This window comes from Pseudomonas sp. B40(2017) (genome assembly GCF_002112855.1).
Taxonomy (GTDB): Bacteria; Pseudomonadota; Gammaproteobacteria; order Pseudomonadales; family Pseudomonadaceae; genus Aquipseudomonas; species Aquipseudomonas pharyngis.
This window is the reverse complement of the sequence record NZ_NEIT01000008.1, coordinates 285,048-308,185: the sequence shown is the minus strand read 5'-3', so window position 1 is coordinate 308,185 and position 23,138 is coordinate 285,048. Positions and strand designations below refer to the sequence as shown.

Annotated in this window: 21 protein-coding genes; 17 read left to right on the top strand and 4 right to left on the bottom strand. The window is 60.8% G+C overall.

The annotated features are described in order from the left end of the window. Positions 1-8: 8 nt before the first annotated feature. The 10 genes from CAF76_RS24155 (at position 9) to CAF76_RS24110 (ending at position 14,783) form a co-directional block, all read left to right on the top strand. Positions 9-1,445: a sigma-54 dependent transcriptional regulator gene (locus CAF76_RS24155; RefSeq protein WP_085648757.1), complete on the top strand. Its 1,437-nt coding sequence runs from the start codon at positions 9-11 to the stop codon at positions 1,443-1,445. 733 nt (positions 1,446-2,178) lie between these two features. Beyond that, complete coding sequence (locus tag CAF76_RS24150) at positions 2,179-3,579, top strand: polynucleotide adenylyltransferase PcnB (protein ID WP_064599472.1); 1,401 nt, start codon at positions 2,179-2,181, stop codon at positions 3,577-3,579. Between the two features lie 3 nt (positions 3,580-3,582). Next, positions 3,583-4,068: a 2-amino-4-hydroxy-6-hydroxymethyldihydropteridine diphosphokinase gene (gene folK, locus CAF76_RS24145; protein ID WP_085648756.1), complete on the top strand. Its 486-nt coding sequence runs from the start codon at positions 3,583-3,585 to the stop codon at positions 4,066-4,068. A gap of 397 nt (positions 4,069-4,465) precedes the next feature. Then, a complete protein-coding gene (gene panB / locus CAF76_RS24140) occupies positions 4,466-5,266 on the top strand; it encodes a 3-methyl-2-oxobutanoate hydroxymethyltransferase (protein ID WP_085648755.1) in 801 nt (266 codons plus the stop codon). Next, a complete protein-coding gene (gene panC / locus CAF76_RS24135) occupies positions 5,263-6,123 on the top strand; it encodes a pantoate--beta-alanine ligase (protein WP_007959604.1) in 861 nt (286 codons plus the stop codon). Before panB ends, panC begins: the two co-directional genes overlap by 4 nt. Before the next feature lie 348 nt (positions 6,124-6,471). Further along, complete coding sequence (gene pgi / locus CAF76_RS24130) at positions 6,472-8,136, top strand: glucose-6-phosphate isomerase (RefSeq protein ID WP_039771644.1); 1,665 nt, start codon at positions 6,472-6,474, stop codon at positions 8,134-8,136. A 190-nt stretch (positions 8,137-8,326) separates the two neighbouring features. Continuing rightward, positions 8,327-10,264 carry an acetate--CoA ligase gene (acs, locus tag CAF76_RS24125; protein ID WP_085648754.1) on the top strand — a complete coding sequence of 646 codons (1,938 nt, stop codon included), beginning with the start codon at positions 8,327-8,329 and terminating at the stop codon, positions 10,262-10,264. Positions 10,265-10,409: 145 nt separating this feature from the next. Beyond that, positions 10,410-11,426: a class I SAM-dependent rRNA methyltransferase gene (locus CAF76_RS24120; protein ID WP_085648753.1), complete on the top strand. Its 1,017-nt coding sequence runs from the start codon at positions 10,410-10,412 to the stop codon at positions 11,424-11,426. 109 nt (positions 11,427-11,535) lie between these two features. Continuing rightward, positions 11,536-14,487, top strand: coding sequence for a DUF748 domain-containing protein (locus tag CAF76_RS24115; protein WP_085648752.1), 2,952 nt, complete (start codon positions 11,536-11,538; stop codon positions 14,485-14,487). Next, positions 14,487-14,783 carry a DUF2845 domain-containing protein gene (locus CAF76_RS24110; protein WP_085648751.1) on the top strand — a complete coding sequence of 99 codons (297 nt, stop codon included), beginning with the start codon at positions 14,487-14,489 and terminating at the stop codon, positions 14,781-14,783. Before CAF76_RS24115 ends, CAF76_RS24110 begins: the two co-directional genes overlap by 1 nt. A gap of 167 nt (positions 14,784-14,950) precedes the next feature. Here the strand turns inward: CAF76_RS24110 and CAF76_RS24105 are convergent, their stop codons facing one another. Then, positions 14,951-15,307 (bottom strand): BON domain-containing protein, encoded by a 357-nt coding sequence (locus tag CAF76_RS24105; RefSeq protein WP_085648750.1) that lies wholly within the window; start codon positions 15,305-15,307, stop codon positions 14,951-14,953. A gap of 308 nt (positions 15,308-15,615) precedes the next feature. Beyond that, positions 15,616-16,032 carry a pilin gene (locus tag CAF76_RS24100; protein ID WP_085648749.1) on the bottom strand — a complete coding sequence of 139 codons (417 nt, stop codon included), beginning with the start codon at positions 16,030-16,032 and terminating at the stop codon, positions 15,616-15,618. 226 nt (positions 16,033-16,258) lie between these two features. Between CAF76_RS24100 and pilB the strand changes: the two genes are divergently transcribed. Genes pilB through yacG form a run of 5 tightly spaced genes read left to right on the top strand, consistent with a single transcriptional unit; the run spans position 16,259 to position 20,870 of the window. Next, the gene (gene pilB / locus CAF76_RS24095) at positions 16,259-17,959 is read left to right on the top strand and encodes a type IV-A pilus assembly ATPase PilB (RefSeq protein WP_085648748.1); all 1,701 of its coding nucleotides are present in this window, start codon (positions 16,259-16,261) and stop codon (positions 17,957-17,959) included. A gap of 2 nt (positions 17,960-17,961) precedes the next feature. Continuing rightward, positions 17,962-19,179, top strand: a complete 1,218-nt coding sequence (locus tag CAF76_RS24090; RefSeq protein WP_064599489.1) for a type II secretion system F family protein — start codon at positions 17,962-17,964, stop codon at positions 19,177-19,179. 1 nt (position 19,180) lies between these two features. Then, positions 19,181-20,053, top strand: a complete 873-nt coding sequence (locus CAF76_RS24085) for an A24 family peptidase (RefSeq protein WP_064599491.1) — start codon at positions 19,181-19,183, stop codon at positions 20,051-20,053. Then, positions 20,050-20,673, top strand: a complete 624-nt coding sequence (gene coaE, locus CAF76_RS24080) for a dephospho-CoA kinase (protein WP_085648747.1) — start codon at positions 20,050-20,052, stop codon at positions 20,671-20,673. Before CAF76_RS24085 ends, coaE begins: the two co-directional genes overlap by 4 nt. After that, positions 20,670-20,870, top strand: coding sequence for a DNA gyrase inhibitor YacG (yacG, locus tag CAF76_RS24075; RefSeq protein ID WP_085648746.1), 201 nt, complete (start codon positions 20,670-20,672; stop codon positions 20,868-20,870). The genes coaE and yacG overlap by 4 nt, the downstream gene beginning before the upstream one ends. 6 nt (positions 20,871-20,876) lie before the next feature. Here the strand turns inward: yacG and CAF76_RS24070 are convergent, their stop codons facing one another. Beyond that, on the bottom strand, positions 20,877-21,092 hold the full coding sequence (locus tag CAF76_RS24070) for a hypothetical protein (protein WP_007959584.1): 216 nt from the start codon (positions 21,090-21,092) through the stop codon (positions 20,877-20,879). A gap of 65 nt (positions 21,093-21,157) precedes the next feature. Further along, a complete protein-coding gene (locus tag CAF76_RS24065) occupies positions 21,158-21,847 on the bottom strand; it encodes an energy-coupling factor ABC transporter permease (protein WP_085648745.1) in 690 nt (229 codons plus the stop codon). A gap of 133 nt (positions 21,848-21,980) precedes the next feature. Here CAF76_RS24065 and CAF76_RS24060 point away from each other — a divergent pair, with 133 nt between their 5' ends. Both CAF76_RS24060 and CAF76_RS24055 read left to right on the top strand, forming a co-directional pair. Continuing rightward, positions 21,981-22,607: a DUF1780 domain-containing protein gene (locus tag CAF76_RS24060; protein ID WP_007959580.1), complete on the top strand. Its 627-nt coding sequence runs from the start codon at positions 21,981-21,983 to the stop codon at positions 22,605-22,607. Further along, positions 22,604-23,131, top strand: coding sequence for an MOSC domain-containing protein (locus tag CAF76_RS24055; protein ID WP_085612627.1), 528 nt, complete (start codon positions 22,604-22,606; stop codon positions 23,129-23,131). The genes CAF76_RS24060 and CAF76_RS24055 overlap by 4 nt, the downstream gene beginning before the upstream one ends. Positions 23,132-23,138 lie beyond the last annotated feature (7 nt).

Sequence of the window (23,138 nt, the reverse complement as noted above, 5' to 3'; positions counted from 1 at the left end):
TCGAATCAATGCCGCACATTTTGATCGTCGAAGACGAAACCATTATCCGCTCCGCCTTGCGCCGCCTGCTGGAACGCAACCAGTACCAGGTCAGCGAAGCCGGTTCAGTGCAGGAAGCACAAGAACGCTTCAGTATTCCCACATTCGATCTGATCGTCAGCGACCTGCGACTACCGGGCGCTCCCGGCACCGAGCTGATCAAGCTCGGCCAGGGCACGCCTGTGCTGATCATGACCAGCTACGCCAGCCTGCGCTCGGCGGTCGACTCGATGAAGATGGGCGCGGTGGATTACATTGCCAAGCCTTTCGACCACGATGAAATGCTTCAGGCTGTCGCGCGGATCCTGCGTGATCGCCAATCGGCGCCTGCCGCCGGCGAGTCAGCTGCTGCCAAACCGGCCAATGGCAGCGGCAAATCCGCCATCGACAACAGCAACGGCGAAATCGGCATCATCGGCTCGTGTCCGCCGATGCAAGATCTATACGGCAAGATCCGTAAAGTCGCGCCGACCGATTCCAACGTGCTGATCCAGGGTGAGTCCGGCACCGGTAAAGAGCTGGTGGCCCGCGCCCTGCACAACCTGTCGAAACGCGCCAAGGCGCCGATGATCTCGGTGAACTGCGCCGCCATTCCGGAAAGCCTGATCGAGTCCGAACTGTTCGGCCACGAAAAAGGTGCGTTCACCGGCGCCAGCGCCGGTCGCGCCGGTCTGGTGGAAGCGGCGGACGGCGGCACGCTGTTCCTCGACGAAATCGGCGAATTGCCACTCGAAGCCCAGGCTCGCCTGCTGCGCGTGTTGCAGGAAGGCGAAATTCGCCGGGTGGGCTCGGTCCAGTCGCAGAAAGTCGATGTCCGCTTGATCGCGGCGACCCACCGGGACCTCAAGAGCCTGGCGAAAATCGGCCAGTTCCGTGAGGACTTGTACTACCGCCTCCACGTGATCGCGTTGAAACTGCCGGCCCTGCGCGAGCGCGGTGCCGACGTCAACGAAATCGCCAATGCATTCCTCGCTCGCCAGAGCGCACGCATCAACCGCACCGACCTGAAATTTGCCGCCGATGCCGAACAGGCGATCCGGCACTATTCCTGGCCGGGTAACGTGCGGGAGTTGGAAAACGCCGTCGAGCGCGCGGTGATTCTGAGCGAAAGCCCGGAAATTTCTGCCGACCTGCTGGGCATCGACATCGAACTGGGCGATCTGGAGGACGACGAATTCATCGGCCTGCCGGCGCAACCGGCCGGTAACGCCAGCAACAGCAGCCACGAACCGACGGAAGACCTGTCACTGGAAGACTACTTCCAGCATTTCGTGCTCGAGCATCAGGACCACATGACCGAGACCGAACTGGCACGCAAACTGGGCGTCAGCCGCAAATGCCTGTGGGAACGCCGTCAGCGTCTGGGCATTCCACGGCGCAAGACCGGGGTCGCCAGCGAGAGCTGAACGTTACCTGTCGAGTGTGCGGGTAACCGCTGAAGATGTGAAAAAACTGTTACCTCAGTCTTTTCACGTAACAGACGCCGGGGTTATCGGTAACGAAACCCCGGCTTTTTTTCGCCCTGCGAAAACGGTTATATCGACCTAACCCCTTGTTTTATTGGGGTTCGCAAAAGTTGGCACGGCACCTGCTATATGTTTGGTACAAGAACAATAACAAGCAATGCACAAGACAATAAAAATAAGACGAATCGACTCACGCACAATAAAAACAAGACGGCGAGAGGCGCAGCTAACTGATTCTTTTGGAGAGGCGTTGTATTTGGGGCTAGCCCCACGACCAGGCCGAGAACAACAAAAACTGTCTTAAGACAGAGCCTGTACTGGTTGGATCGAGAGATCACTGCAATTCAGCGACCAAAGCAATCCGTTTGCTCTTGACTCCCGATTGGGAGGGCCATGAAGGAAAAGCTTCATGGCGAGGGCACTCAACAAAAACAAGAAGCCCGAATCAAAAATAAAAAGAGCACGCAACTACTTCTTGGGGAGCTTCGGCTCCCCTTGTAGTTTCTCCTTTACGGCAAATCTCTCCTTCACACGCCCCTACACCCCTCTAGCCTGCGGCTTGCAGCGCAAAACGGCAGCGTCCTACACCATCCCTCGACTAAATGCTAGAATCCCGGCCCATCATGCGGTCATTCTCTGGTATGGCCGAACATTCCTTCAAACAGTGCATCCCATGCTGAAGAAGCTGTTCCAGTCATTCCGAACTCCCCTGCGTCGTACGCAACACATCCGTAGCACGCCTGAAGTCCTCAACAGCGGCCAACATTCGCTGCAAAAGGCCCAATTCAGCCGGTACGCGGTCAACATCGTCGAACGTCTGCAGGGCGCCGGCTACCAGGCCTACCTGGTTGGCGGTTGCGTGCGAGACATGCTGCTGGGCATCACGCCCAAAGACTTCGACGTCGCCACCAGCGCCACCCCCGAGCAGGTTCGTGCCGAATTCCGCAATGCGCGGATCATCGGCCGCCGCTTCAAGCTGGTACACATCCATTTCGGCCGCGAAATCATTGAAGTCGCGACCTTCCGCGCCAATCACCCGCAAAACGAAGACGACGAAGACAGCAACCAGTCCTCGCGCAACGAGAGCGGGCGCATTCTGCGTGACAACGTCTACGGCACCCTGGAAGAAGACGCGCAGCGCCGCGACTTCACCATCAACGCCCTGTATTACGATCCGGTCAGCGAGCGCATCCTTGACTACGCCAACGGCGTACACGACATCCGCAACCACCTGATCCGCCTGATCGGCGACCCAAAGAAACGTTACCAGGAAGACCCGGTGCGGATGCTGCGGGCCGTGCGTTTCGCCGCCAAGCTCAATTTCGGTATCGAAAAGCACACCGTCCAGCCGATCCGCGAACTGGCGCCGATGCTGCGCGAGATTCCGTCGGCCCGACTGTTCGAGGAAGTGCTCAAGCTGTTCCTCTCCGGTCATGGCGCCATCACCTTCGAGATGCTGGTCGACCTGCAACTGTTCGCGCCGCTGTTCCCGGCCAGTGCCGATGCGCTGGAACACAACCCGGAATACACCCACACGTTGATCAGCGAAGCACTGACCAACACCGACCTGCGGATCAAGCAGAACAAACCGGTGACCCCGGCGTTCCTGTTTGCCGCCCTGCTGTGGCCAGCCCTGCCGGCCCGCGTGTTGCGTCTGCAAGAGCGCGGCATGCCGCCGATTCCGGCGATGCAGGAAGGCGCTCACGAACTGATCGCCGAGCAGTGCCAACGCATCGCGATTCCAAAACGCTTCACCATGCCGATTCGCGAGATCTGGGACATGCAGGAACGCCTGCCACGCCGCAGCGGCAAGCGTGCCGACCTGTTGCTGGACAACCCGCGCTTCCGTGCCGGCTACGATTTCCTGCTGTTGCGTGAAAGCGCCGGCGAGCAGACCGATGGCCTGGGCGAATGGTGGACCGATTATCAGGACGCCAACGACAGCGAACGTCGCGACATGATCCGTGACCTCAGCGGTAAGGGTGATGACGCCAGTGGTGCACCGCGCAAGCGTCGCCGCAGCAGCGGTTCCAAGCGCAAACGCGCCGGCGCACCGAGCGCCACGGGCGAATAAGGCATGGAACGCATCTACATCGGCATGGGCAGCAACCTGGCTGACCCGGCCGAACAACTGCGAAGCGCGGTCGACGCGCTGGGGCAATTGCCCGATACCGAACTGGTCGGCGTGTCTGCCTTCTACCAAAGCGACTCCCTGCTGCCGGGGCAACCGCGTTATACCAACGCGGTTGCCGCGCTCGACAGCGCGCTCGCCCCGCTGGATCTGCTCGATGCCTTGCAAGCCATCGAAAACGATCAGGGCCGCGAACGCCTGGAGCGCTGGGGCCCGCGCACGCTGGATCTGGACATTCTGCTGTTCGGTGATCGCCTGATCGACGAGCCGCGCCTGAAAGTCCCGCATTACCACATGCAGGAGCGCGCATTCGTTCTCTATCCTTTGGCCGAACTGGCGCCCGATGATCTGCGTCTGGCCGATGGCCGCACCCTTGCCGATCTTCTCGCAGCCTGCCCGTTCGTCGGCCTCGAACGCCTTCCCCTCCCCTGACATCTATCCCCTGTGGGAGCGGGCTTGCTCGCGAATGCGGTGTATCAGCTCAATAAGATGCTGACTGGCACGGCGCCTTCGCGAGCAAGCCCGCTCCCACATCGACCTGTCCAAATCCCGGTTTTTGTCGGACAAAAAAACCGCAGATCAGGCCCGCCGGCCCGCTGAATCGCATCAGTAACGCCGGTAACACTCCCCTCGTAACAATGCGGTAACACATGCAATTGACTTCCTGAGGCCTCATCACGACTATAGGCGTCCCGCTGCCGCCAACCCGGCATACAAGGGCGCAATCCAGGCCTTATAAGCACGACAAAAGAGCGTGCGCCTGAATAGATGACGAATCACGCGCGTTACTCGCAGTAGTTTCCAAAGCGCCTGAACGAGGATTTCTTACATGCCAGCCATCACCCTGACCACGCTCCAGAGCCTCAAGCAGAAAGGTGAAAAGATCACCATGCTGACCTGCTATGACGCGACCTTCGCCCACGCCTGCAACGAGGCCGGTGTCGAAGTGCTGCTGGTGGGCGACTCCCTCGGCATGGTCCTGCAGGGTCACGACAGCACCCTGCCGGTGACCACCGCAGAAATGGCCTACCACGTTGCCAGCGTCAAACGCGGCAACTCTGATGCCCTGATCCTGGCCGACCTGCCGTTCATGGCCAACGCCACCCTCGAACAAACCATGACCAACAGCGCCCTGCTGATGCAGGCCGGCGCGCACATGGTCAAGGTCGAAGGCGCCTTGTGGCTGGCGGACTCGATCCGCCTGCTGGTCGAGCGCGGTGTGCCGGTCTGCGCCCACATGGGCCTGACCCCGCAAGCCGTGAACATTCTGGGTGGCTATAAAGTGCAGGGTCGCAACGAAAACCAGGCTCGCCAGATGCGCGCCGACGCGATCTCGCTGGAGCAGGCCGGTGCAGCCATGCTGCTGCTCGAATGCGTGCCGAGCGAACTGGCAGCTGAAATCAGCCAGGCCGTGAAGATTCCGGTGATCGGCATTGGCGCCGGCAGCGACACCGACGGTCAGGTGCTGGTACTGCACGACATGCTCGGCCTGTCGATCAGCGGCCGCGTGCCGAAATTCGTGAAGAACTTCATGCAGGGTCAGGACAGCATCCAGTCCGCGCTGAAGGCTTACGTCAGTGAAGTCAAAGCCACCACTTTCCCCGGGATCGAACACGGATTCTCTGCATGAACACCGTCAAAACCGTACGTGAACTGCGCGCCGCCGTGGCGCGCGCCCGCAGTGAAGGCAAGCGCATCGGCTTCGTGCCGACCATGGGCAACCTGCACAGCGGCCACATCGCGCTGATCACCAAGGCCACCCAGCGCGTGGACTTCGTGGTTGCGAGCATTTTCGTCAACCCGCTGCAGTTCGGCGCCGGCGAAGACCTCGACAAGTACCCACGCACCCTCGCGGCGGATCAGGAAAAACTGCTGGAAGCCGGATGCGATCTGCTGTTCGCCCCGACCGTCGAGGAAATGTACCCCGACGGCATGGCCGGTCAGACCCGGGTCAGCGTGCCGCAACTTTCCGAAGGCCTGTGCGGCGCCAGCCGTCCGGGGCACTTCGAAGGCGTGGCGACGGTGGTCAGCAAGCTGTTCAACATGGTCCAGCCGGACCTGGCGATCTTCGGCCAGAAAGATTTCCAGCAACTGGCGGTGATCCGCGCGCTGGTGCACGACCTGAACATGCCGATCCAGATCATCGGCGAGCCGACCGTACGCGCCGCCGACGGTCTGGCGCTGTCCTCGCGCAACGGTTTCCTCAGTGAAGAACAACGCGCCGTGGCGCCGGTGGTCTATCGCACCCTGAGCAGCATTGCCGAGTCGATCAAGCAAGGCGAGCGCGACTTCCCTGCCCTGATCCAGGCGCAACGCCAGCAACTGGAAGCCGCCGGCCTGCGTCCGGATTACCTGGAAATTCGCCACGCCCTGACCCTGCGTCCGGCAACGGCGGAAGATCGTGATCTGGTGATTCTGGTCGCGGCCTTCCTCGGCACCACCCGGTTGATCGACAACCTGCATCTGAATCTCGATACCCCCGCCTGAACACCGGCAGACGCTGTGGAAGCAACCCCGCTCCCACAGCGTCTGTACCCACTTCCAGACTGTATTGCTGAGCACCTGACCATCGGGCAAACTGCCCGCCGTTCCACTGCGCGCAAAAGCAGGGACTTGCTCGCATTACTCGCCGTCTGTCGGCCCCGTCTGTTATCAATGTTAAAAAAGTACCGAAAACAGGTCAGACAAAGCCAAGACAGATCGCGGCGCTGGGTTTACTGTATTCGCCCTGCGCCAAAGTAATCGTGTCGACGCAGTTGCCCCCTCGCCCAAACATGGCGGGGAGGTCTTTTCAGAGTTCAAAAGGCCGTTCAAGTAAAAAGGAAAACCGCAGCGATGGCGTACTACCGCACTCCTCATGACGTTACCGCTCTGCCTGCCTGGCAAGCGTTGAAAGATCACCGCCAAGCCATGCAGGATTTCAGCATGCGCGAAGCCTTCAACGCCGATCCGCAGCGCTTCAATCAGTTCACTCTCAGCAGCTGCGGACTGTTTCTCGACTATTCGAAGAATCTGATCAACGCCGAGACCCGCAACCTGCTGGTGGGTCTGGCCAATGAAGTCGATCTCAAGGGCGCGATCAAGGCGCTGTTCGACGGCGAAATCGTCAACTCCTCCGAAGGCCGCCCGGCGCTGCACACCGCCCTGCGTCGCCCGGTCGGCGACAAGCTGTCGGTCAACGGCGTCAACGTGATGCCTGAAGTACACAAGGTGCTGAACCAGATCACCGATCTCGTGGGCCGCATCCACGACGGTCTGTGGCGCGGTTACACCGAGAAGCCGATCACTGACGTGGTGAACATCGGCATCGGTGGCTCGTTCCTCGGCCCCGAGCTGGTTTCCGAAGCCCTGCTGTCCTACGCCCAGAAAGGCGTGCGTTGCCATTACCTGGCGAACATCGACGGCAGCGAGTTCCACGAGCTGACGCAAAAACTGCGCGCCGAGACCACGCTGTTCATCGTTTCGTCGAAATCGTTCAACACCCTCGAAACCCTGAAAAACGCCCAGGCCGCACGCGCCTGGTACCTGGCTCAGGGTGGTTCGGAAGCCGAGCTGTATCGCCACTTCATCGCCGTATCGAGCAACAACGCGGCAGCCGTGGCCTTCGGTATCCGCGAAGAAAACATCTTCCCGATGTGGGACTGGGTCGGCGGTCGTTACTCGCTGTGGTCGGCCATCGGTCTGCCAATCGCGCTGGCCATCGGCATGTCCAACTTCAAGGAACTGCTGTCCGGTGCCTACACCATGGACCAGCATTTCCAGAGCGCGCCGTTCGAACAGAACATGCCGGTGCTGCTGGCCCTGCTCGGCGTGTGGTACGGCAACTTCTGGGGCGCGCAAAGCCATGCGATCCTGCCGTACGACCACTATCTGCGTAACATCACCAAGCACTTGCAACAGCTGGACATGGAATCCAACGGCAAGAGCGTGCGTCAGGACGGCACTGCGGTGTCGACCGATACCGGGCCGGTGATCTGGGGCGGCGTCGGCTGCAACGGTCAGCACGCTTACCACCAGTTGCTGCACCAAGGCACCCAACTGATCCCGGCCGACTTCATCGTGCCGATCGTCAGCTTCAACCCGGTCTCCGACCACCATCAGTGGCTGTACGCCAACTGCCTGTCGCAGAGCCAGGCGCTGATGCTCGGCAAGACCCTGCCGGAAGCCGAAGCGGAACTGCGCGACAAGGGCATGAGCGAAGACCAGGTGCAGAAACTCGCACCGCACAAGGTGATCCCGGGCAACCGTCCGAGCAACACCATCGTGGTCGAGCGCATCAGCCCGCGCCGTCTCGGCGCACTGGTGGCGATGTACGAGCACAAAGTCTTCGTGCAAAGCGTGGTCTGGGGCATCAACGCCTTCGACCAGTGGGGCGTGGAACTGGGCAAGGAACTGGGCAAGGGCGTGTACAACCGTCTGGTCGGCAGCGAAGAAACCGCCGCCGAAGACGCGTCCACCCAAGGCCTGATCAACTACTTCCGCGGCCGTCACCGCGGCTGATCCAGCCCCGTAGCTTTACCCTGTGGGAGCGAGCCTGCTCGCGATAGCAATCTGTCAGTCAGCCCAAGCGCTGGCTGACATGACGCCATCGCCAGCAGGCTGGCTCCCACAGTCGTTTGTGGATGACTTGAACCTCTTGGACTCTCGGCGCATCTTTATCCTTGTCGCACAACAAGAATAAGGAACCGTCATGTTCGATATCAGCACGTTCCCCAAAGCCGATGCCGTCCGCCGGGCTGCACAGTTGAGTCAGGACGACTACCAGCGCCTGTACCGCGAATCGATTGAACACCCCAGTACCTTCTGGGCCGAACAGGCCACCCGCTTCCTCGACTGGAGCACGCCGTGGCAGACCGTCCAGCGCTATGACCTGAAGACCGGCGAAGCCGCCTGGTTTGCCGGTGGCAAGCTGAACGTCAGCTACAACTGCATTGACCGCCATCTGGAAAAGCGCGGCGATCAGACCGCCATCCTCTGGGAAGGCGACGACCCTGCCGAATCGACACAAATCACTTACAGCAAACTTCATCACCACGTCTGCCGCCTGGCCAACGTGCTGAAAAGCCGTGGCGTGAAGAAAGGCGACCGGGTGTGCATCTACATGCCGATGATCCCCGAAGCGGCCTACGCGATGCTCGCCTGTGCGCGGATCGGTGCGATTCATTCGGTGGTGTTTGGCGGTTTCTCCCCGGACTCATTGCGTGACCGCATTCTCGACGCCGACTGCCGCACCGTGATCACCGCCGACGAGGGCGTGCGCGGTGGCAAATTCGTGCCGCTGAAACAGAATGTCGACAAGGCCCTGCAGAGTTGCCCGAATGTCAGCACCGTCGTGGTGGTCGAGCGCACTCAGAACAAAGTCGACTGGGTCGAAGGCCGCGACCTCTGGTATCACCAGGCCGTGCGCGACGTCAGCGACGATTGCCCGCCGGAACCGATGGACGCCGAGGATCCGCTGTTCATCCTCTACACCTCCGGCAGCACCGGCAAACCCAAGGGCGTGCTGCACACCACCGGCGGTTACCTGCTGCAGGCGGCAATGACCTTCAAGTACGTGCTGGATTACCGCGACGGCGAAGTGTTCTGGTGCACCGCCGACGTCGGCTGGGTCACCGGCCACAGCTATATCGTGTACGGGCCGCTGGCCAACGGCGCCACCACCCTGATCTTCGAAGGCGTGCCGAGCTACCCGAGCACTTCGCGGTTCTGGCAGGTGATCGACAAACATAAGGTCAACATCTTCTACACCGCCCCCACCGCCCTGCGCGCCCTGATGCGTGAAGGCGCCGGGCCGTTGCAGGAAACGTCGCGGCAAAGCCTCAGATTGCTCGGCAGTGTCGGTGAGCCGATCAACCCGGAAGCGTGGGAATGGTATTTCAACGTAGTCGGCGAACAGCGCTGCCCGATCGTCGATACCTGGTGGCAGACCGAAACCGGCGGCATCATGCTCAGCCCGCTGGTCAGCGCCCAGCGGATCAAACCGGGCTGCGCCACCCAACCAATGTTCGGCGTACAACCGGTGCTGCTCGATGAACACGGCAAGGAAATCCAGGGCGCCGGCAGTGGCGTGCTGGCGATCAAGTCGAGCTGGCCGGCGCAGATCCGCAGCGTTTACGGCGACCCGCAGCGCATGGTCGACACCTACTTCAAGCCCTACCCCGGTTACTACTTCACCGGCGACGGCGCCCGCCGTGACGAGGACGGCGATTACTGGATCACCGGGCGCATCGACGACGTGATCAATGTCTCCGGCCATCGCATCGGCACCGCCGAGGTAGAGAGCGCGCTGGTGCTGCACGACAGCATTGCCGAGGCCGCTGTGGTCGGCTATCCACACGACGTCAAAGGCCAGGGGATTTATGCCTTTGTCACTCCGATGAACGGCACCGAGCCCAGTGATGAACTGAAGAAAGAACTGCTGGCCCACGTCAGCAAGGAAATTGGCAGCTTCGCCAAACCGGACCTGATCCAGTGGGCCCCGGCCCTGCCGAAGACCCGCTCGGGCAAGATCATGCGGCGGATACTGCGCAAGATCGCCTGCAACGAGCTCGACAGCCTCGGCGACACCTCGACGCTGGCGGATCCGAGCGTAGTGCAGGGCTTGATCGATAAACGCTTGAATCAGTAAGGCCGCAAACGCATCGCGAGCAGGCTCGCTCCCACAAGGACTTATGATCGTCTGTGGGAGCGAGCCTGCTCGCGATGGGAACCCCTCGAGTGCCTGCCAAACTGCTAAACTCCCGCGCCCCGATTTCCTCCAGCAAGGCGCCCGCATGTCTTCCTTGAACCTGGCGCTGCGCGCCGCTCTCGATCAACGCCAGGATCTGCTCGCCGAGCTGCACCGCCAGGGCACCGACTGCTATCGGCTGTTCCACGGCAGCCAGGAAGGCGCCGGCGGCCTGACCATTGACCGCTACGGCCCGCAACTGATGGTGCAAAGCTTCCACCAGACCCTGGCGCGTGAAGACCTGCTGCAACTGCACGCCATGGTCAACCAGACTCTTGGCCTGGAAACCCTGCTGGTCTACAACGACCGCTCCCGTGGCAACTCACGGATCGATCGTGAAGACAGCGTCTACCGCGCCGACGACGCCGCGCTGGCCGATCTAGTCGGCCACGAATGGGGCTTGAACTATCGCGTGCGCGGACGTCACGCCGGGCAGGATCCGCTGCTGTTCCTCGACCTGCGCAACACCCGCGGCTGGGTCAAGGATCACGCCAAGGGCAAAAGTGTGCTCAACCTGTTCGCCTATACCTGCGGGGTCGGTCTCAGCGCGGCGGCCGGCGGTGCGCGCGAGGTGTGCAACCTGGATTTCGCCGAGGGCAATCTGGCAGTCGGCCGCGAGAACGGCCAGCTCAATCCGCACCTGCCGACCATGGAATTCATCCAGTCCGACTACTTCCCGGCCATCCGCCAACTGGCCGGCCTGCCGATCAGCCAGCGTCGCGGGCAGAAACTGCCGAGCTATCAACGCCTCGAACAGCGCCAGTACGATCTGGTGCTGCTCGACCCACCCGCGTGGGCCAAGAGCGCGTTCGGCACCGTCGACCTGCTGCGCGATTATCAAAGCCTGCTCAAGCCGGCCCTGCTGACCACCGCCGAGAATGGCGTGCTGATCTGCTGCAACAACCTGGCGAAAGTCAGCATGGACGATTGGCGCGAGCAGGTGCTGCGCTGCGCGGAAAAAGCCGGGCGGCCGGTGCGTGAGTGGAGCGTGATGACCCCGGGCCGCGACTTCCCGTCGCTGGATCAGCAGCCACCGCTGAAGACCCTGATCCTTCAGCTCTAAGCGTTGCCAAGGAAATTTCCCACGGAAATATCTGAACAATCCTGAGCATGGGCAATTGCTTCGGAACCGGAATCGCGTGCCATACTCCAAGGCACTCCGATTCAGACAGATGAAGCCGCACATGCCCAAAGGATTGATTCGCGCGATTGGCGCCCTGTTGACTGCCCTGGCCCTCTACAGCCTGCTGGGGTTCCTGATTTTGCCGGGCATTGCGCTCAGGGTGGTGAATCAGCAACTGGCCAACTACGCCACGGTGCCGGCGCATCTGCAACGTATCGAACTCAACCCGTTCAGCCTTGAACTCACGCTGTGGGGCCTGGTGATCGGCGAGCCGGGCAAGGAACAGGTCGGCTTCGAACGTCTGTACGCCAACCTGCAACTCGACAGCCTGTGGACCAAAGCCCTGCATCTGTCCGACATCGAACTGGAAAAATCCAGGACCGAGATCCTGTTCGCCAAGGACGGTCAGCTCAACCTCCTCGGTCTGTTCAAGCTCCCGGCCAGCGAGCCAACCCCGGCCAATCCCGACGCCAAACCGTTTCCGCTGCGCATCGACCGGATCCAGCTGGTCGGCGGCAACCTGCATTTCGTGGATGCGCGGCCCAGCGAGCCGATCGAATTTCTCTACGACAAGCTCGACTTCGAGCTGAAAAACCTCAGCACCCTGCCCGAAGACAACGCCGACATGACCCTCGTCGCGATCGGCCCGGCCGGTGGGCAGATCGACTGGAAAGGCAACTTCAGCCTGATCCCGATCGCTTCCGAAGGCACGCTCAAGATCACCGACGGCCAAATGAAAGCCTTCTGGCCCTACGTGCGTGATGCCGTGCCACTGGTGCTGGAAAACGGGGTCGTCAGCCTGAGCACCGACTACAAGCTCAACCTGTCCAAGGAAACCGAACTGCTGCTGAGCAACGTGGCGGTCAATATCGCGCCGTTCGCCATCAAGGCGCCGGACGGACGCCCGCTGGCGAAACTCGAGCGTCTCGACGTCAGCGACACCACTGTGGACCTGGCCAAACAGCAAGTGGTGGTCGGCAAGATCCGCAGTCAGAAACTGGAAACCTGGGCAGCCCTGGAAGCGGACGGACAACTGGATTGGCAAAAACTGTTCGCCAGCCAGCCATCGAAACCAGCCGCCAAAGCTGCGGCGGAACCGAAAAGCACTCCGGCCGCCGCCGACTCGCCGAAACCCGAACCGACCGCGCCGAGCAAACCGTGGCAAGTGTTGATCAAGGACGTGCAACTGCGTGACTACAAAGTGCATCTGGCCGACCGTTCGGCGAAGCCGGAAGTCACGCTGGATGTCACGCCGCTGAACGTCGATCTGCAGAATTTCGACAGCCTCAACGGCTCGCCCTTCAACCTCAGGCTCGACACCGGGCTGGGCAAGCAAGGCAAGATCAGCGCCGATGGCGTGGTCAACCTAGCGCCGGTCACCGCGCAGCTCAACGTGAAAACCCAGGACATCGACCTGCGGGTCGCGCAGTCCTACATCAACCCGTTCATTCGCCTCGAACTGCGCAGCGGCATGCTCGGCAGCGACCTGAAAGTGAACCTCAAAAGCACTGACCCGCTGGCCCTCAGCGTCACCGGTCGTGCTCAGATCGATCAGTTGCACACCCTCGACACCCTGAAAACCCGCGACTTCCTGAAGTGGCAGCAAGTGGTGGTCGAAGGACTGAACTATCAGCACGGCGACAGCCTGTCGATCGACAGGGTCAACCTGTTCCAGCCGTATGCGCGGTTCATGATCAATGATGATCGCACCACCAACATCGACGACTTGCTCATTCCGCAGCCGGCCGATTCCGGGGCGAAGACCGCCGCGGCGAAACCGGCGAGCAATGACAAACCGCTGGGTATTCACATCGGCGGCATCGCGATCAACGACGGCTCGGCCAACTTCGCCGACTTCAGCCTGACCCCGAACTTCGCCACCGCCGTGCAGCAGCTCAACGGGCAGATCGGCACCATCGACAGCCGTCAGGCGAAACCGGCCAGCGTCGACATCAAGGGCAAGGTCGACCGCTATGCGCCGGTGACCATCAAAGGCGCGGTCAACCCGTTCGACCCGATGGCCAGCCTCGACATCGCCACCAGTTTCAAACGGGTCGAACTGACCACCCTGACGCCCTACTCCGGCAAGTTCGCCGGCTACCGCATCCGCAAGGGCCGGCTCAACCTCGACCTGCATTACCTGATCACCAAAGGCCAGCTCAAGGCCGAGAACAAAGTGGTGGTCGAGCAACTGCAACTGGGTGAGAAAGTCGACAGCCCGGATGCCGTGAGCCTGCCGCTGAAACTGGCGATCGCCCTGCTCAAGGACGTCGACGGCAAGATTTCCATCGAACTGCCGGTCACCGGTGACCTGAACAATCCGCAATTCAGCGTGATGCCGATTGTCTGGCAGACCCTGCGCAACCTGATCGTCAAGGCCGCCGCCGCACCGTTCAAGCTGATTGGCGGCCTGGTCAGCGGTGGCGGCTCGGAAGACCTCGGCACCGTGTCCTTTGCACCGGGCTCCAGCGACCTGAGCAAAGACGCCGAAGCGGCGCTGGTGAAGCTGTCGCAAGCGCTGAAGGAACGTCCGGCCCTGCGCCTGGAAATCGAAGGCACTGCGGCAAAAAGCAGTGATGGCCCGTTGCTCGCCGAACAGCGCCTGGAACGTGAATACCAGTACAACTACTACAAGATGCTCCAGCGCCGTGGCGACAAGGTGCCGGCGCAGGCTTCGCTGATCCAGGTCCCGGATAACGAAAAAGGCCCACTGCTCGAGGGCATCTATCGCACCCGCCTGAAAACCCAGCCACCGGCCGAGTGGAAGGATCTGGGCAAGGAAGAACGCACCGCGAAAATGCGCGCCGACGTGATCAAGTTCTGGAGCTCCAGCGACGTGCTGCTGCGCCAGCTCGGTCAGGACCGTGCCAGCAGTATCAAAGACTATCTGGTGGACAAGGGCCAACTGGCGGACGATCGTGTGTACTTCATCGACGCCAACCTCGGCGAAGCGGAAAGCGACGGCCGGGTAGTGACACAAATGCATCTGGATGCCGAGTGATGAACCCAAAGTGGCTGGCTGCACTGGGGCTGGTATTTCTCGCCAGCCAGGCTGCGGCGTCCGATACCTTGCGCTGCGGCAGCCAGTTGGTGAGCCTTGGCGACCGCGCCAGCGAGGTGCTGCAAAAATGTGGCGAGCCGGTTGGTCGCGATCTGCTCGGTTACAAACGCAGCGCCAACCGTCGTGAAGAGTTTCAGGTCGAGGAATGGACTTACGGCCCGAACAACGGCATGTATCAATACCTGCGCTTTGAAGGCAATCGCCTGAAGCAGATCAACAGCAAACGCGGCAATTGACCTTCCCCGCCTTTTCCGGCCCCTGAATAGAACAGGCCCCGACATGAATGCCGGGGCCTGTAATGGCCACATTCCGTGTGGCCGGTCGCATGAACTCTAAAGTGCGGCAGACGTATTGCTCGGCCCGCCTGTCGCGTCTTCTCCCGGTCCAGGCGAGAAGTCTTGCCTTACTCGGCTTTCAGGCCGTCAGCGGAGACCGCTCTCACGCCTTTGATTTTCTTGGTGATGTTCACAGCGGTGGTTTTCTGAGCTTCGGTGATCGCGACGTCAGAAGACAGGGAAACCACGCCTTTGTTGGTTTCAACTTTGATGTCGGTGCCAGGAATGCCTTTTTCGGTTACCAGGTCGCTTTTGACTTTGGTGGTGATCCAGGTATCGGAAGTAGCTTCTTTAGCCTTGGTGACTTCACCGGCAGCCAGGGTCATTGGAGCCTGAGTGGTCTGGGTGGATTGAGCAAATGCACCCGAAGCCATGGTCAGGGTCAGCGCGGTAGCAGCAGCGGCAGTGATAGCGAACTTCTTCATACGAGTAACTCCTGTTTTTCTGGAAAGTCTGCTGGTTGTCTTGTCAGCAGGGTTACTGGAGACATTGCGAACGCTGTGCCAACTTTTAAAAATCAACTAAATCTTTACAAATCAATAACTTACAAATTAATAAAATCTCCGAAATCATGCAATTTGCATGACCCTGTGCAAAAAGACGTGCAAGTTACGGCTTTTCTGAAAGTTCCTAACTCGCTGAAATAATTAAAGCTTTTATTAAACCGTCAGCCAAAAAAAGCCCCGCAGTGCGGGGCATTCTTTATAGAGCAGCCAGCTTTAAGCAGTGTGGATCAAACGCCCGGGCAACTGGTGGTCGAATAGTCTTTCGAACCAGAGAACTTGCACGACCAACCTGCTGCCGCCGTACGGGTCAGGGTGACGGTTTGCCCCAACACAGGCGCCGGAGCGTTGAGCAAGGTGCAGGTGATGGTCCCTGTGCCGTCGGCAACTTTACCGCTCGCCGCCAGCGTGCAATTTTGTGTCGCAGTCGTACCTGCATTGACGTTAGTAATGCTCGGATCAGTAGAGCCGGCATTGATGACGTCTTCGAAGTTGACCTTAAGCGCCGACGCTTCGGCAATCCCCGCCGTGACCTTGGCCCGCGCCTGATATTTGGAGTACTGCGGCAAGGCAATCGTCGCCAGAATCCCGATGATCGCCACAACGATCAGCAGCTCGATCAGAGTGAAACCCTGTTGTTTATTCATAGACACGCTCCATGCATGAGTCGAAATCTCATGATCTGTTCAGGACTCAGCACAGCCCGTGCCAAGCGCTCGCAGCCCCGGCCTGCTGGGCGTGACCCGGACGTCCTGCCGATTCCTACAACCCGTAACCGCACTATCTGACACTTTTTGTCACCCGCACTCCACGTGTGTGGCGCTGTCACTTGACTAGGCTATAAGTCATGAACGGCAAGCACGTGGAAACCCCATGAATGACATCGCTCTGAGCGGTCTGGCCAAGCAACTGGTCCAGGCCGAATTGCTCACGGAAAAGAGTGCCCAGCAAGCCTGGCAACAGGCGCAGCGCAATCGCCTGTCGCTGGTCAGTTACCTGGTGCAGAACAAACTGGTGAAGAGCTGGCAGGTCGCGGAAATTGCCTCGGAGCATTTCGGCATGGCATTTCTCGACCTCAACTGCCTCGACAAGGAAACCCAGCCCAAAGGCCTGGTCAGCGAAAAACTGGTGCGCCAGCACCACGCCCTGCCCCTCTGGCGACGCGGCAACAAACTGTTCGTGGGGGTTTCCGACCCGAGTAATCATCAGGCGATCAACGACATTCAGTTCAGCACCGGGCTGAGCACCGAAGCCATTCTGGTCGAAGACGACAAGCTCACCGACGCCATCGAAAAATTCTTCGACACCCACGCCACCGGCCTGGAGGAGATGGCCGATGTCGACCTCGACGGTCTGGATATCGAATCGGTCGACGACAGCAAGCAGGACACCCTCGGCGGAATCGACGCCGACGATGCCCCGGTGGTGCGCTTCGTTCACAAGATGCTCCTGGACGCGATCAAGAGCGGCTCGTCCGACCTGCACTTCGAGCCTTACGAAAAGAACTACCGGGTGCGGGTGCGCACCGACGGCATTCTGCGGGAAGTGGCCAAGCCGCCGATTCAACTGGCCGGGCGCATCGCTGCACGCTTGAAGGTAATGGCCAGCCTCGACATTTCGGAGCGACGCAAACCCCAGGACGGGCGGATCAAGATGCGTCTGTCGAAAAGCAAGTCGATCGATTTCCGGGTCAACACCCTGCCCACCCTCTGGGGGGAGAAAGTGGTGATTCGGATCCTCGACCCGTCCAGCGCCCAGATCGGCATCGATGCCCTCGGCTACGAGCCGGAGCAGAAAGACCTGTACATGGCCGCCCTCAAACAGCCGCAAGGCATGATTCTGGTGACCGGCCCCACCGGCTCGGGCAAGACCGTGTCGCTGTACACCGGGCTGAACATCCTCAATACCGTCGACATCAATATCTCCACGGCCGAAGACCCGGTGGAAATCAACATGGAAGGCATCAACCAGGTCAACGTCAATCCCCGTCAGGGACTGGACTTTGCCCAGGCCCTGCGCTCGTTCCTGCGTCAGGACCCGGACGTGATCATGGTCGGCGAAATCCGCGACCTCGAAACCGCCGAAATCGCGATCAAGGCCGCCCAGACCGGTCACCTCGTGCTGTCCACCCTGCACACCAACAGCGCAGCAGAGACCCTCACCCGCCTGCACAACATGGGCATCCCCGGCTTCAACATCGCGACCTCGGTGAGCCTGATCATTGCCCAGCGTCTGGCGCGAAAACTCTGCAGCCACTGCAAGAAACCCATCGAGATCCCACGCGAGACCCTGATCAAGGAAGGCTTCCCCGAGGAACGCATCGGCCATTTCACGATCTATGAGCCCGCCGGTTGCGATCACTGCAACGGCGGGTACAAGGGTCGCGTGGGGATTTATGAAGTGGTAAAGAACACCCCCGATCTGCAACGGCTGATCATGGCCGAGGGCAACTCACTGGAAATCGATATCCAGATGCGCCGGGACGGCTTCAATGACCTGCGTACCTCGGGCCTGATCAAGGCCATGCAAGGCATTACCAGCCTTGAAGAAATCAACCGGGTCACCAAGGACTGAACATGGCGGTCAAGGCAGCAAAAGTCAGCGTCTACGCCTGGGAAGGCACGGACCGTAAAGGCAGCAAGGTGACCGGCGAGTTGAGCGGCCAAAACCCCGCACTGGTCAAGGCCCAATTGCGCAAGCAAGGGATCAACCCGGGCAAGGTGCGCAAGAAATCCGCCTCGCTGCTGAGCTTCGGCAAGCGCATCAAGGCCCAGGACATTGCCCTGTTCACCCGGCAGATGGCGACCATGATGAAGGCCGGCGTACCGCTGTTGCAGTCGTTCGACATCATTGGCGAAGGCTTCGAAAACCCGGCCATGCGCAAGCTGGTGGACGAGGTGAAACAGGAGGTCGCCGCCGGTAACAGCTTCGCCGCCGCGCTGCGCAAGAAGCCGCAATATTTCGACGAGTTGTACTGCAACCTGGTGGATGCCGGCGAGCAGTCCGGCGCCCTCGACACCCTGCTGGAGCGGGTCGCGACCTACAAGGAAAAGAGCGAAAGCCTCAAGGCCAAGATCAAGAAGGCCATGACCTACCCGTCGGCCGTAGTGCTGGTGGCGGCGGTGGTCACCGGGATTCTGCTGGTCAAGGTGGTGCCGCAGTTTCAGTCGGTGTTCTCCGGCTTCGGTGCCGAACTGCCGGCCTTCACGCTGATGGTGATCAGCCTGTCCGAATTCATGCAGCAATGGTGGTGGGCGATTCTCGGTGCGCTGGTGGCCGCGTTTTTCGGCACCCGCCATGCCCTGAAAAAATCCCAGGCCCTGCGCGATCGACGCGACGCCTGGTTTCTCAAGCTGCCGCTGGTGGGCACATTGATGTACAAGTCCGCCGTGGCGCGGTTTGCCCGGACCCTGTCGACTACCTTCGCCGCCGGTGTGCCGCTGGTGGAAGCGCTGGACTCGGTGGCCGGTGCCACCGGCAACGTGGTGTTCAAGCGTGCCGTGCTGCGCATCCGCCAAGACGTCTCTACCGGCATGCAGCTGAATTTCTCGATGCGTTCCACCGGCATCTTTCCGAATATGGCGGTGCAGATGACCGCCATCGGCGAAGAGTCCGGCGCACTGGACGAGATGCTCGACAAGGTCGCAGGTTTCTATGAGGACGAAGTGGACAACATGGTCGACAACCTCACCAGCCTGATGGAGCCGTTCATCATGGTGGTGCTGGGGGTGATCGTCGGCGGTCTGGTGGTGGCGATGTACCTGCCGATCTTCCAACTCGGCTCAGCGATCTGACATGCCTATCGACGAACTCCTCAGCCTGTATCCGCTGGCCTTTGTCGTCGCCGCCCTGCTGCTGGGGCTGGTGGTGGGCAGTTTCCTCAACGTGTTGATCTGGCGCCTGCCGAAAATGCTCGAGCGCGAATGGCGCCAGCAGGCTCACGATGTACTGGGCCTGCCCGGTGAATCGCCATTGCCCACCTATAACCTGATGCTGCCGCACTCGCAATGCCCGCACTGTGGCCACCGGATCCGTGCGTGGGAAAACATTCCCCTGTTGAGTTACGTGTGCCTGCGCGGGCGCTGTTCAAGTTGCAGCGCACCGATCAGCAAGCGTTACCCGCTGACCGAACTGGCCTGCGGCCTGCTCTCGGCGTTCATCGCCTGGCACCTGGGTTTCGGCTGGCCGGCGTGCCTGTTGATCGTGCTGACCTGGGGCCTGTTGGCCATGAGCCTGATCGACACCGAACATCAATTGCTGCCCGACGTGCTGGTGCTGCCGCTGCTGTGGCTGGGGCTGATCGTCAACAGCTTCGAGCTGTTCGTGCCGCTGCACGACGCCCTGTGGGGCGCGGTGCTGGGCTATATGGCCCTGTGGTCGGTGTTCTGGCTGTTCAAACTGCTCACCGGCAAGGACGGCATCGGTCACGGCGATTTCAAGCTGCTGGCGCTGCTCGGGGCCTGGGGCGGCTGGCAGATTCTGCCGCTGACCATCCTCTTGTCCTCGCTGGTGGGCGCCGTACTCGGGGTGATTTTGCTCAAGCTGCGCGACCAGAAAACCTCGACGCCGATCCCCTTCGGCCCGTATCTGGCAATTGCCGGCTGGATTGCCTTGCTCTGGGGTGGTCAAATAACCGGCTTCTATTGGCAGTTTGTCGGTTTGAAATGAATACCCCTGCGGAAAAACCCTGGATTCTCGGCCTGACCGGCGGCATTGGCAGCGGCAAAAGCGCCGCCGCCCAGCACTTCATTGATCTTGGTATCCACGTGGTGGACGCCGATCACGCGGCGCGCTGGGTGGTCGAACCGGGCCGCCCGGCGCTGGCGAAGATCGCCGAACACTTCGGCCCCGAAGTCCTGCAGGCCGACGGCACGCTGGATCGTGCAGCCCTGCGCAAACTGATTTTTGAGGTGCCGGAGCAACGACGCTGGCTCGAAGCGCTGCTGCATCCGCTGATCGCCGAAGAAATCGCCCATCACCTGGCGCTGGCAAAATCGCCTTATGCGATTCTGGTTTCGCCGCTGCTGATCGAATCCGGGCAATACGCGATGACCCAGCGAATCCTGGTGATCGACGCCCCGCAACAACTGCAGATCGAACGCACCTTGCAGCGTGACCAGACCAGCGAACAGCAGGTCCAGGCGATCCTCAAGGCCCAGTCCAGCCGCGAAGACCGCGTCAGCCGTGCCGACGACGTGGTGGTCAACGACCGCGACCTCGCCTGGCTGCACAGCGAGGTCGAGCGCCTGCATCACTTTTACCTGACTTTATCCGGAGGCCAATCATGAGCCAGACCCCAACCGTCAACTGCCCGACTTGCGGCGCGCCCGTGGAATTCACCACGGAGAACAAATACCGTCCGTTCTGCTCGGACCGCTGCAAACTCATCGACCTCGGCGCCTGGGCGTCGGAAGAGCACAAGATTCCGGTGGCCCCGGATGCCGAGGACGAACTGTTTTCCGGCGATTTCGACCCGCGTCACTGATCCCGTTCAGGGCCGCATGAAGCCGTAGTCCTGATCGTCGTCGAGGTTTTCCGCCAGAAAGCGCAACTCGTCGGCCAGGTCTTCGGCGTTGCGCACCGCCTTGCTCTGCTGCACCACCGCACTGAGCAAGGCGCGCAGGCTCAGGCCCGGATCGAACCCCACTTCCTGCGCCATCTCCAGACTCTGCCGGGTTTCCTGCCTCGCCCACTCGTACACGCTCATGCCGCTGCTCCTGAAGGAATTTGGCCGAGCATGAAATGCCGCGCGCAGAGTGGATTTGATGTGGATCAAGACTTGGGATCGTCGTCTTTCCACGGCGCCGAAAGGTAACGGGTGCGGTTGAAGGTCTCCAGCCATTCCGGGCAGAACACCACCAACGCGCTGACCACCATGCCGTTGATGAAGGCTTCGGGAAAAATCAGCAGCCACAGGTAACCGATGAAATCTTCCAGCCATTCCGGCATGGCGAAGAGGCCGTCGTACCAGAGCAAGGTCAGGCTCAGCGTCAGGCAGAACAACGCCGACAGCGCCGCGGCGAAAAAACCGGAACAGAAGATGTACACGAACGGATTGCGCGGCTGGGCGCGCTCGACCAGGATCGCCACGCATTCGGTGATCAGCACTGGCAACAGGATCAGCAAGGTGCCATTGACCCCGACGGCCACCAGATCCTGTCGCCCCAGCAGCACCAGCCCCAGTTGGGCCACCAGTGCACCGACGATCGCCAGTGGCCAGTCCAGCAGCAGCGTCACCGCTGTCATGCCGATGAAGTGGTAAGACACCCCGGTGTCGAAATCCCTGCGCACCAGCCACAGCAGAAACAACGCGAACACCGTACCGAACAGCAAATGCTGACGGCGGTTGTCGCTGAACAGCTCGACCCACGGTGCGCGGACAATCGCCCAGAGCAGCGCCGGCAGGTAAATCAGCCAGCCGAGGGTCAGACTTGCCGATGACAGCAGTTCTGCACCGATCATGATCCCATCACCTTCATTCGCACCGCAGACTCCTTTGATTGGCGCTCCTGCGGCGAAGTCTACACCTGCACGGCGGCACATCTGCCGATGCAAAGCTTTCTGCTTGTCGCAATTGAACGCTAAGCTTGGGCCTATGGATGACTCAGATTATTTACGCCTGCTGACCATCGCGGCCGAGCAAGCCAACGCCTTTCTGTCCAATGCCCGCAAATGGGAGCGTGAGCGTTGGGTCTGCCAGCGTCTGCTGCAAGGCCTGAATATTCCTTATCGCGCCGACGAATTCGCTCCCGCCGGGGAACCACCCGATGTGCTGTTTCGCGACGCCAATTTCGAGGTGTTTTTCGTCCTCGACGAGGGCCGTCGGCTCAACGACGAATGGCGCGATGAGCTGCAGCGTCGGCGCAGTGCGTTTTCCCTCAGCCAACTGGTGCGGCGTGAAGCCAAGCCGCGGCGAATTCCGGCCAATGAATTTCTGCTGAGACTGGCGCCGACCTTGCGCAAGAAAGCGCACAACTACAAAGAACGCGGCATGGACCTGGGTGAGCTGGACATCATTGCCTTCGCCAGCCTCAAACGCGAAGTGCTCGACCTCAACAGCCACTTTCCGCCGCCCACCGAATACCTGCGTCAGGGCTGGCGTTCGCTGTCGCTGGTCGGACCTACGTTCGCCCGGGTGCTGTTCGCCCATCCCGATGCCCCGGATTTTCTGCGCGGCAATCTGGGGCGCAGCATCGTGTTCGATGTAGGGATCAGCCTGTGACGCCGCTTCAACAATTGATCGCCGAGGTCCCGCAGAGCGGCCGCGTACGCTGGATTGGCGTGCGTCCTGAATCTCGTGGACCGATGATCGAGCTCGACGCCGTAGAGGCACGCCTTGAAGCGGGACTGACCGGGGATCATGCCCGCCCCGGAGTACGTAACGCCCGACAGGTCACGCTGATTCAGTTCGAACACCTGGCCGTGATCAGTGCATTGATGGGCCGTCCCCACGAGCAACCGGTCAGGCCTGAAGATCTGCGGCGCAATCTCGTCATAAGCGGGATCAATCTGTTCAGCCTCAAGGGGCGGCGCTTTCGCATTGGTCAGGCGATTTTCGAAACCACGGGCTGGTGCCAGCCGTGTGCGCGCCTGCAAAACAACCTTGGCCCGGGCACGTTCCAGGCTGTGCGCGGGCATGGCGGAATCACTGCGCGAGTGTTACAAAGCGGGATCATTCGCCTCGACGATGGCGTGTCTGTCGAACCGGTCCCCGACAGTGGCTATGCTGCGTTCAATCCCGGTTGAAAACCGC

Excerpts from the sequence above, each read along its gene's own strand:
- panB (WP_085648755.1), top strand. The coding sequence starts at position 4,466 with ATGCCAGCCATCACCCTGACCACGCTCCAGAGCCTCAAGCAGAAAGGT.
- acs (WP_085648754.1), top strand. The coding sequence starts at position 8,327 with ATGTTCGATATCAGCACGTTCCCCAAAGCCGATGCCGTCCGCCGGGCT.
- CAF76_RS24115 (WP_085648752.1), top strand. The coding sequence starts at position 11,536 with ATGAAGCCGCACATGCCCAAAGGATTGATTCGCGCGATTGGCGCCCTG.
- CAF76_RS24060 (WP_007959580.1), top strand. The coding sequence starts at position 21,981 with ATGGATGACTCAGATTATTTACGCCTGCTGACCATCGCGGCCGAGCAA.
- CAF76_RS24070 (WP_007959584.1), bottom strand. The coding sequence starts at position 21,092 with ATGAGCGTGTACGAGTGGGCGAGGCAGGAAACCCGGCAGAGTCTGGAG.
- CAF76_RS24150 (WP_064599472.1), top strand. The coding sequence starts at position 2,179 with ATGCTGAAGAAGCTGTTCCAGTCATTCCGAACTCCCCTGCGTCGTACG.
- CAF76_RS24065 (WP_085648745.1), bottom strand. The coding sequence starts at position 21,847 with ATGATCGGTGCAGAACTGCTGTCATCGGCAAGTCTGACCCTCGGCTGG.
- CAF76_RS24085 (WP_064599491.1), top strand. The coding sequence starts at position 19,181 with ATGCCTATCGACGAACTCCTCAGCCTGTATCCGCTGGCCTTTGTCGTC.
- pilB (WP_085648748.1), top strand. The coding sequence starts at position 16,259 with ATGAATGACATCGCTCTGAGCGGTCTGGCCAAGCAACTGGTCCAGGCC.
- panC (WP_007959604.1), top strand. The coding sequence starts at position 5,263 with ATGAACACCGTCAAAACCGTACGTGAACTGCGCGCCGCCGTGGCGCGC.
- yacG (WP_085648746.1), top strand. The coding sequence starts at position 20,670 with ATGAGCCAGACCCCAACCGTCAACTGCCCGACTTGCGGCGCGCCCGTG.
- CAF76_RS24105 (WP_085648750.1), bottom strand. The coding sequence starts at position 15,307 with ATGAAGAAGTTCGCTATCACTGCCGCTGCTGCTACCGCGCTGACCCTG.
- CAF76_RS24110 (WP_085648751.1), top strand. The coding sequence starts at position 14,487 with ATGAACCCAAAGTGGCTGGCTGCACTGGGGCTGGTATTTCTCGCCAGC.
- coaE (WP_085648747.1), top strand. The coding sequence starts at position 20,050 with ATGAATACCCCTGCGGAAAAACCCTGGATTCTCGGCCTGACCGGCGGC.
- CAF76_RS24155 (WP_085648757.1), top strand. The coding sequence starts at position 9 with ATGCCGCACATTTTGATCGTCGAAGACGAAACCATTATCCGCTCCGCC.
- pgi (WP_039771644.1), top strand. The coding sequence starts at position 6,472 with ATGGCGTACTACCGCACTCCTCATGACGTTACCGCTCTGCCTGCCTGG.
- folK (WP_085648756.1), top strand. The coding sequence starts at position 3,583 with ATGGAACGCATCTACATCGGCATGGGCAGCAACCTGGCTGACCCGGCC.
- CAF76_RS24120 (WP_085648753.1), top strand. The coding sequence starts at position 10,410 with ATGTCTTCCTTGAACCTGGCGCTGCGCGCCGCTCTCGATCAACGCCAG.
- CAF76_RS24090 (WP_064599489.1), top strand. The coding sequence starts at position 17,962 with ATGGCGGTCAAGGCAGCAAAAGTCAGCGTCTACGCCTGGGAAGGCACG.
- CAF76_RS24100 (WP_085648749.1), bottom strand. The coding sequence starts at position 16,032 with ATGAATAAACAACAGGGTTTCACTCTGATCGAGCTGCTGATCGTTGTG.